Origin of the sequence: Amycolatopsis sp. cmx-11-12 (assembly GCF_046269425.1) — a bacterium.
Lineage (GTDB): Bacteria > Actinomycetota > Actinomycetes > Mycobacteriales > Pseudonocardiaceae > Amycolatopsis.
Map to the genome: position 1 here is coordinate 1 of NZ_JADNQM010000093.1, position 1352 is coordinate 1352.

Annotated in this window: 1 protein-coding gene; it reads right to left on the reverse strand. The window is 68.6% G+C overall.

Annotation, left to right across the window (positions count from 1 at the left end):
* Positions 1-35 precede the first annotated feature (35 nt).
* A complete protein-coding gene (locus tag ACLARN_RS44050) occupies positions 36-1259 on the reverse strand; it encodes an IS30 family transposase (protein ID WP_409497444.1) in 1224 nt (407 codons plus the stop codon).
* Between the last annotated feature and the right edge of the window lie 93 nt (positions 1260-1352).

The following is a 1352-nucleotide window of genomic DNA, read 5'->3' on the forward strand; positions in this document are numbered from 1 at the left end:
GGGGTGGATTTCAGGGGTCGTTGCAACACGGGTGATCAACTGGTTTTGGTGAGGAGTTTAGCGAGGCGCTCGGCTGGGGTGTCCCAGTCGAGTGTTTTGCGTGGGCGGCGGTTGAGTTGGGCGGCGACGGTGGTGAGGTCGTCGGGGGTGTGGACGCTGAGGTCGGTGCTTTTGGGGAAGTATTCGCGGAGCAGGCCGTTGGTGTTCTCGTTCGAGCCGCGTTGCCAGGGTGCGTGTGGGTCACAGAAGTAGACGGGCATGGCGGTGGCGATGCTGAATTCGTGGTGTCGCGCCATTTCCGCGCCTTGGTCCCAGGTCAGGGAACGGCGCAGGTGTTCGGGCAGGGTCGTGATGGTGGCGATCAGTGCGTCGCGGACGTGTTCGGCGGTGCGGGATTGTCCGAGGTGCACGAGCATGACGTAGCGGGTGGTGCGTTCGACGAGGGTGCCGATCGCGGAGGCGCCGTTCTCGCCGATGATGAGGTCGCCTTCCCAGTGGCCGGGGACGGCGCGGTCGTCGGCCTCGGCCGGGCGGTCGCTGATCATCACCATGGGTGCGGTGAACCGGGGTTGGCGTTGCTCGCCGCTGCCGCGGGGTTTGCGTCGGGTGCGGCCGGTGCGTAACGCGGCCTTGAGCTCGCGGCGCAGCTCGCCGCGGCCTTGGACATACAACGCTTGGTAGATGGTTTCGTGGGTCACGTGCAGCTCCGGCCGGTCGGGGTGATCACGGCGCAGCCGCTTGCTGGCCTGTTCCGGGCTGCACCGGTCATCCAGCATGCCCTGGATCCGGTCCCGCAGCTCAGGGTTGGTCGCGATCTTGCCCGGTTTGGGCCGTGGCCGGCGAGCTTCGGCCCAGGCCTGCGCGGAATAGGGAAGATACTCACCGCTGCCGGGATCGGCGTTGCGGTCCAGCTCCCGGCTGACCGTTGAGGCCGGACGGCCCAGCCGGCGGCCGATCTCCCGGGGACCGTGCCCAGCCCGCGCGAGATCCGCGATCAGCAACCGCTCGTCCTGGGACAGAAACCGGGTGGCCGGAACCCGCGCCCCACCGGCAGGCGGGCGGCCCGCGGCCGGGGACTCCGACACGGACGGACGCGACGGCGGGGCGGACGACCGACTCGTCGTCCGGCCCGCCTGACTCGCACGCCCCTGCCGCCACCGATGCCCGGTCCGGCGGTTGATCCCCACGACCTGGCACGCCTCGGCAGTGCCCATCCCTTGCGCCACAAGATCAAGATAAGCCCGCCGCTCGGCGAGCAGCTTCCGCGGCCCCTGAGGCAACCGCGTCTGACGGATCTCGAACAACACAACCCCTGAACAAGTCAGGTGTTGCAACCACCACTAGAACCCAAG